Source organism: Flavobacterium aurantiibacter, from assembly GCF_002251775.1.
GTDB classification, from domain to species: Bacteria; Bacteroidota; Bacteroidia; order Flavobacteriales; family Flavobacteriaceae; genus Flavobacterium; species Flavobacterium aurantiibacter.
The window spans coordinates 1-7,530 of record NZ_NOXX01000085.1 but is presented as its reverse complement, the minus strand read 5'-3'; the positions used below and the strand labels follow the sequence as shown (position 1 = coordinate 7,530).

Below are 7,530 nucleotides of genomic sequence, written 5' to 3'. Positions count from 1 at the left end.
CTTCAATTATACGAAAAAATTGTCCTACGAAGAACTGCACCCCCGCTTTTGCAAAACCGCTGTTACAGGCTGGCGTTCTATCTTCCGTGTTGCCAAGTCCTTGTCTTGCGTGCGTTTCGCTGTAATTTTCGTTTCGGTTGTGTTGGCGGTTTTAAAAATTTTAGAAGGGAAGGGGTTTTAAAAAATAATTTTTCTGTCGGGAAAAGCGAAAGCTCTTTTGCAATTTTTGGTTTGTGTGTCGGCTTGTGCGAATTGCAAATGTGCTTACGCTGTGTGTTGGTATTTATGTATGTAGACAGTTGTCCGTTGTTTAGTAGTCAACATATTTAGACCTTTGTGCAGATTATGGATATAAAGAAAAAATTCGGTAAACAGGTCAAAAAGCTACGTCTTGAAAAAGGTTTGTCGCAAGAGAAACTTGCTTACGAAGCCGATATTGACAGAACATATATTCCAAGCATTGAAAAAGGCGAAAGGAATGTGTCCATTACTGTCATTGAGAAAATAGCAAAAGCACTCAAAGTTAAAATTTCTGTCCTGTTTGATGAGTAAACCGAAAATCAATAAACGTAAAATGAAAGAGTTAAAAGAAACTGCTGATAATAAACGGCAATGGAACGCCAATTTTTTGAAATACACTGAATTTATTGTTGCACACCCGAATTACAAAGGTCTGTTCTATGAACGTGGCGAAGACAAAAAAGTAAAATGGGTTGTAACGGGAAAGTCTGAGAAAGGTCAGGAACGGAGAGAATGGTGGGATAAGCAATGTAAAAAACACGGAATAAAAATTGAAGCTGGTGCTTATGCTAAAATTGCTTTGAAAATACACCCGACTAAAAAACACACTTGTCAGATTTGTGGTAAGGAATTAAGTGTTGAATACGTTTATCCAAACAAGAGAACAATCACCGCAATCAAAAAAGAGTTTGGCGTTTCGGTTGCTCCATTTACAAAAGATATTTTCCAAATCGTGAACGAACTTGTAAAGTCGGAAAGTGATATTGAAAAGGTAAAACGCATTTTCAAAATCAAATCGTCTGAGAAGTTATCAAGACAAAATCTTAATGATTATCTGCAAAAATATTTTGTGGACAGTTACGCAAAAGGTTTGCTTTCTCCGGGTGCAATGAGCAATTCGCCTGATAGGTTTGACGGCTTCCATTCGGACGGTGCTTGTTGTAGACACGAAAGTGATAAAGGTCGTCATAAAACTAATTTACAGCGTTACGGTCAAGACAGGAGAGTTTATGAAAATTGGGCTGATGGAGATTGGAAAATGGCTGACCGCTTAATGTCGTTGTTTCGTAAACAAGGTTTAAGTGCTGACCATATTGGTCCAATTTCTCTCGGATTTTGTCATCGTCCGAAATTCCATCCACTTACAAAGTCAGAAAATTCGGCAAAGAACAACCGAATGAGTTTGACTGATGTAAAGGTTTTGCTTGCCGATGAAAAAACGGAACAAGTTGTTTCTTGGCATTCCAAATTCATTTGGGATAAACTGAAAAACAAAGTTACAACAGACAAGGAAGCCGCGAAATTGAGTGATTTGTTGAGAAAGAATTTGCATTATGTTCTTATCGTTTTTTCAATGATTGATGAAAAAGGGTTTGGCAAATTTTTGGAACAGTTTTTAAATCCCGAATACTCGTTCTTTGATTACAAGTTTGAGGGTTTTGACCCGAAAACAGGGAACTACAAATCGGTTCAACAAATCAAGAAAACAGGCAAAAACCAACAGAACAATATCAAGCGTTACTACCGTGTTTCATTTGATGTATTGAAAGAATATAAGGAGAAAGAAAACCGTAAAAACAAAATTTGGAAAAGCCAAGAAGTTGATACTGCTCTTGAAAAATTATTTGCATTATTAAAAGCAAAGAAAAACAAAGAAGCAAAAACGCAACTTGAAAATGTATTTAAAAAGTTGGCTGACTTAGCCGAAAGCAACTGGTAATTTTTCCAAACAACTTTCGTAAAATTCAGTAAAGTCAATTTCTCCCGACATTAGTTTTTCATAAGCCGAAAAAGGTTTGTAATTGCAAGTCATTTCAAATTCGCCTTCGCCCGTTTTTAATTCGGGTAAACTTCCGATTGCTTGTTTAACGGTAATTGGTTTTGGTAAATTTTCGTTTGTTGATGAAAACAAACCTTTCGGCTGACTGATTTTGTCTTTTTTCAGAGAACCGATAATTACAACTCTTCTGCGTTTTTGCGGAACTCCAAAATCTTCTGCATTTAATTTAAACGGAGTATTTACATTATATCCGATAGCTTCAAATGAAGCAATAATTTCTTTAATGGCTTCGCCTTTTCGCATTGTCAAAATCCCTGGAACATTCTCCATTACAAAAATTTCAGGACGTAATTCATCAACAATATGAACGAACTCTTTGAACAACTGATTACGTTTGTCGTCAGGGTTTCTCCAACCTGCGTGCGAAAATCCTTGACAAGGTGGTCCTCCAATTACTACTCCTATTTTCTTTTGTTTAAAAGCAATGGAAATAATTTGTTGTTTGATTTCGGGTAAAGTAATATCGCCTAAAATCAAATTATTTCCATTGTCAAATTCCGAATGATTTTTTTTGTATGTTTCAAAATAGTTTTTCTCAATTTCATTAGCCGCTATTAGCTTAAAATTTTCCGAAATAAAGCCTTCCGACATTCCTCCTGCACCAGCAAACAAATCAACAAAAGTCAGGTTTTTTAAATGTGGTTTCAAAGTTTCTGCAATGGCTCTTGCCAACAAAGGAGGAACTGCGTTTCCGATTTGTTTATATTGTGATGTTTTGCTTCCATAAAAAACAAAATTATCTCTGAAAGATTGAAGTCTTGCTCCTTCTCGTGTGGAAATTATGCGGTTTTGTTTCGGGTGTAAATTGCAACCATTACCCAACCGATTGAAATAAGTTGTAATTGTATAACTTGGTTTGTCAAATTCAAGTCTTCCGTAATAAGTTGTTCTTCCTCCTGAACGTCTGATTTGTTCCAAACGTTGCGAAGGAATTGTATCGGGAATATTTTGCCAATTACCGCCTTCGGGAATATGTTTTACCATTTCCCACTCCAAGTCACTTAGTCTTGGTGCAATATGATTATACAGTTTCGTGTTCATACTCAAATATCGTTTCCGCTTTCTTCTTGTTTTTGCCCAAAATGTAATTGGTTTCTGCTTTCGTCAAACCGTATAATTTGCAAATCGTTTCGTTAGTTTCATCTTTTGAAAAGTCGCTTAATTCAAAACTATCTAAATCAACAATCGGTAATTCATCTAACTCATAATTATTGATGTGATTGTTACTGCTTGTGATTTTAAAACGCCAATTCAATAATTCGCTGTTCAAGATAAAAAATAGTTTTTTCAAATCGCTTTGTTTCCTTGTAGAAACAATATAATTGCAAGAATTTCCAAGTATATCCGTCTTTTCGCAAAACACAAACTTCAAGCGTTTTTGCATATCTACATTTGAAATCTGCTGACAAATCAAACGTTCTTTGTTGTAATCGTGCGTTTTAAAATCGACTGATTTTTTGTTGAGAAAACCATCAATCTCAACAAATTCTCCGTTCTTGTCAATTACTCCATTTTCACTAATCATATTGCCACGCACCAAACGCCAGCCTGTATTTTTAGTTGTGATAAAAGGTTTATATAAAGTTAAATCTAATTCTCCTCTACGGTTTCTGATAAACGAAATGTCTTTTACTTTTTTGTGCCGGGAAATTTTTGAAAGAATACTCCAACCTGTTTTGTCAATCAAAGGAATTTCAAAGTTTGTTGGAAATACATTTTTGATTGTTTCAAAATCAATTTCAAAACTGTTGTCAGCCATTTCAATTCCGATTTTGTCAGTCTTGCCGTTTTTCTGTAAATAGAAAATAACGGTCGATTGCGATACATTTTCAAACAATCTTGCCGCTTCGGGAAAATAGCGAATGAAATGCAATTTATGAGAAGTCAGAATGTGCTTGCGAAGTTTTGCAGAAGTCAAATCAGCAAATAAAGAAGAAGGGCAAATAATCCCGATTTGTCCGTTCGTTTTTGTCAAACGTAAAATCATTTCAATAGAAAGTTGATAATAATTTAACATTCCCTCAATGGAATACTGATAAACGCCCGATGTTCTGAAAAAGTTGATTTCGTTTTGAACTTTGCTTTGCAGATTTACATAGTAACCGTTGAGTTTTTGTTGCTCGTCAGCCTTTTTATTTACTTTCAGCAAACAATAGGGAGGATTGGAAAAGACAACGTCAAAACCACCTTTTGCAAATACATTTCTAAAATCGTTTGCAAGGTCAATGCTGTTTTCGTTTTCTTCAAGCAATGTTGCTTTTGGAATAAGTGCATTTCGGTTGATGATGTTGGTTGATAGAGCATTGATGATTTCGGTATTGATTTCTTCAAACAACGAAATGACTTTGCAACGCAAAACCGATAAAGCGGTTTCGTCAATATCTATCGCAAACAAATTATTGCATACGATTTGCTGTAAAGTCAGATTGTATTTTTGATTTAAAATTTCAATTGCTTCACAATAAAAACGTCCTGTTCCGCTTGCAAAGTCAAGGCAATTAATTTCATTAAGCTTGATTTTCTGCTGAATGGCCTTTTCAATGGTGTTTTCAACTATTTCGTTTGTGATTTCTTTAAGCGTATAAACAGCACCGTTTTCTCTTAAATGATGTTTTGATTTTTTTCTTGTGAGTTTTCCGTTGGCAATAGAAAATTCAGAGTTCAAAAAAGTAATGTGCAATTCTTCAACAATTACAGGAATTTCAGCGATATTATTTTGAGAAAACTCGTCAATAATTGCAGTTTTATCAAACTGAAATACACTTTTTAATTCATTTATTTGATTAGAAAACTTTGTATTGATGTAAGAAGTAATCAACGAATTTATAAGTTGTTTATGAACCTGAAAAGCAACATTTGTTTCATCAGTCAAAAGCAAATTCGCATTTATCAAATGAATGACCTGTGCTGAAACGGGCTTCATTTCATCTTTTCCTGAAAGGAAGTTTTTCTGAATTTCAAGCGAAATCAGTTGCTCCTCTTTGGTTAAAAAATAGTTTAGTATGCTGCTCATTTGGTTTTCTTTTTTGTGGTTCGCTGATATTCAATTTTAGCTTCGGCTACTTGCAAAATTTCAGAGAAAGAACTTTCGTCTTGAATTTCATACATTACAACATCGCTATAAAATGCAACCAGTAATTTTTCTTTGTCGGCTTTGAAAATTTTGGCGATTTGCTCAATTATTTGAGTATTTGCCCTACGTTCATCTCGTTCAATTTTGCTCAAAGTAGATTGGTCTATGTCAAGCAAAGCAGCAAGCTTACGCAAAGGCATTTCTGCTTCTTCCCGTAACTTCCTGATTTGTGTCCCAATACTGTCTAAATTCTGCATAGAAATATTTATTCTTGACAAAATATGTCCAAATGTAAGTTAGATTTTTGGAATGAGCAAGCAAAGTCAAACAAAAGTTACTAACAAGGTTCGCTCTTTTGTAAGCTACGGGTGGTGGGTGGGCTAGGTCTGGCTTGGCTCTTTTGGTTTGCGAAGGGTTGGCTTGTGTATCGGGCAAACCAAATGTGCCAAAGGCGTTGGCGAAAATTATTTTTTAAAAGTGCGTTGGGGAAATTTTTAAAACCATTTGGGTCGGCTTAGAGTCGGAGTAAATTGAAAAAGTCTGCCAGTTTTGTCGTGTCTGTTGATGGTAGCACCGCGTCCTACGCTTGCCTGTAACGTTTAAGGCTTTGTGCAGGTTGGGGATTTTGAGTTCCGTCTGCTTGAAAACGTCACCCAAATTTATAGGTTTAAGTTGATGATTTGTTGCTTTGACGAATAGCGTTCTGTCGAGCTGGGACAAATGCTAAATTGAAATACAAAAGTTGAATTGCGTTCCGTCTGCCCAACTTGCACAAAACCCTTGTTGGCTGATGCCCTTTTTCTCTGTCTTAGAAGTAGCTCAACCACCATTTGTCTTTGTTGTTTTGTTTATAATTGTCAAATTTTTTGCATAATGGATAATGTATTGCGATTATCAAAATCCAAATTAAGTAAACTATGAAAAGATTGTAACCAAAACCTTTCAACTCTTCAACCCTAAATGGCAAAGAAGGTAAAATCATTTTTTGCCAACCAATGCCTGAAAATTCTGCTACAATTAATGCCAAAAAATGAATGATGTAAATGTGAATGATATAAAAAAAGAATGGAACTCTTCCAAACACACAAAAGAAGGTCACTACTTTTCCTTTTAGTTTCTCAGTATTTGCTAAAAAAAGAAATGCACCTCCTAATGTGACTAATAAAAAGTCAAGTGAAGGTGGATATTTGGTTAGATTAAAAAATGAAAATAGCGTTTGTGCCAAGTTACCATAATCTTTCCAAGGCAATAAATTTCCATAAATGTTTATGCTTCTCAATATCAAAAAAAGCATAATTGCAACTACCCCAATTTTATTGAATATCTTTTTCCGCTTTGAAGACTCGATTGCTTTGTCATAAAACGAGCCTAAATAATAACCCAATGACATCACTGCTACCCATGGAATTATTGGATAGCCAACTCTGAAAATATGGTTCTCTGTCGTTAGAAAAGGTTTTCGTTCATGTAAAAATATCCAAAGAATATTGTTTTCAAGTTGAATGGTATCCAACAAGTTGTGTCCAAAAATTAAAGTGCAACTAAATACTAGAATAATGTTTTTGGGTAGATGAATAAGACCTGCTAAAAAAATCATACTAAATCCTAATACCCAGATTACTCCAAAGAAAACATTTTTAAACTCTATGTCAAAATGCCAACCAAACATCATTATAACAAGCTCAACAAAAACAAGCCAAAGTCCTCGTTTTAGCAAAAAACTTGATAATTCTGCTTTTGTCTTTTTCTGTCCAACAATAAATGCTGAAATTCCGGCAAGAAAACTAAATGCAGGAGCACAAAAATTGGTGATAAACCTTGTTAAAAAAAGTGGAGTATTGGTTAGTGTTGGGTCGGTTGGGTCAAAAAAATATGAGTCATAATGAAAGTAATCTCTTACATGGTCAATTGCCATAATAACAATCACTAAACCTTTTAAGAGGTCAAGAGATTCAATTCTGTTTTTTGTTAATGATGTCATTAATAATTTATTGCTAGGTTCTTAAAATGTGAGGGTTGTCTAAATAGGGTTTCAGCCAACGGTTTGCGGATTGGCTNAACTGTAACAGTTGGATTATCACCACCATTTCCTAAAATACCATCGTCTGAAATATCAGTAGTTGTATCTCCACCAGGAGTAGTTCCTGTAACAGTAGCAGTATTTACAGATTGACCTGCATCTAAATCTGCCTGCGTTACGATGTACAACGGAACCTCTGGTGCTGTGATTGTTACAGAAGCACCTACCGCAAGTGTACCCACTGTGAATGGTGTTGCAGATAGCGTGTCGTCGTTGATAACAACGTTGCTCAAAGTAACATTACCTGTATTGGTAACAACAAACGAGTACTGGATGGTATCCCCAACGTTCGCAACT

Annotated in this window: 8 protein-coding genes; 3 read left to right on the top strand and 5 right to left on the bottom strand. The window is 35.2% G+C overall.

What is annotated here, in order from left to right; translation table 11 throughout:
* The 3 genes from CHX27_RS15665 to CHX27_RS01140 all read left to right on the top strand — a co-directional run.
* The coding region (locus tag CHX27_RS15665; RefSeq protein WP_207758915.1) for a hypothetical protein at window positions 1-181 on the top strand (181 nt) is incomplete at its 5' end.
* Window positions 182-345: 164 nt separating this feature from the next.
* Window positions 346-552 (top strand): helix-turn-helix domain-containing protein, encoded by a 207-nt coding sequence (locus tag CHX27_RS01145; protein ID WP_094484942.1) that lies wholly within the window; start codon window positions 346-348, stop codon window positions 550-552.
* On the top strand, window positions 545-1,960 hold the full coding sequence (locus CHX27_RS01140; protein WP_094484941.1) for a hypothetical protein: 1,416 nt from the start codon (window positions 545-547) through the stop codon (window positions 1,958-1,960). The genes CHX27_RS01145 and CHX27_RS01140 overlap by 8 nt, the downstream gene beginning before the upstream one ends.
* On the opposite strand, the gene dcm is transcribed toward CHX27_RS01140, so the two are convergent.
* The 5 genes from dcm to CHX27_RS01115 form a co-directional block, all read right to left on the bottom strand.
* Window positions 1,940-3,121 carry a DNA (cytosine-5-)-methyltransferase gene (gene dcm, locus CHX27_RS01135; RefSeq protein ID WP_094484940.1) on the bottom strand — a complete coding sequence of 394 codons (1,182 nt, stop codon included), beginning with the start codon at window positions 3,119-3,121 and terminating at the stop codon, window positions 1,940-1,942. The two genes, CHX27_RS01140 and dcm, sit on opposite strands and share 21 nt — an antisense overlap.
* Window positions 3,102-5,093, bottom strand: coding sequence for an Eco57I restriction-modification methylase domain-containing protein (locus CHX27_RS01130; protein WP_094484939.1), 1,992 nt, complete (start codon window positions 5,091-5,093; stop codon window positions 3,102-3,104). The genes dcm and CHX27_RS01130 overlap by 20 nt, the downstream gene beginning before the upstream one ends.
* Entirely contained in the window at window positions 5,090-5,410 is a 321-nt protein-coding gene (locus CHX27_RS01125; RefSeq protein WP_094484938.1) for a helix-turn-helix domain-containing protein, read from the bottom strand. Before CHX27_RS01125 ends, CHX27_RS01130 begins: the two co-directional genes overlap by 4 nt.
* Before the next feature lie 551 nt (window positions 5,411-5,961).
* On the bottom strand, window positions 5,962-7,134 hold the full coding sequence (locus tag CHX27_RS01120; RefSeq protein WP_094484937.1) for a DUF1624 domain-containing protein: 1,173 nt from the start codon (window positions 7,132-7,134) through the stop codon (window positions 5,962-5,964).
* Window positions 7,134-7,466 (bottom strand): DUF7507 domain-containing protein, encoded by a 333-nt coding sequence (locus tag CHX27_RS01115; protein ID WP_449403957.1) that lies wholly within the window; start codon window positions 7,464-7,466, stop codon window positions 7,134-7,136. Before CHX27_RS01115 ends, CHX27_RS01120 begins: the two co-directional genes overlap by 1 nt.
* Window positions 7,467-7,530: the final 64 nt, after the last annotated feature.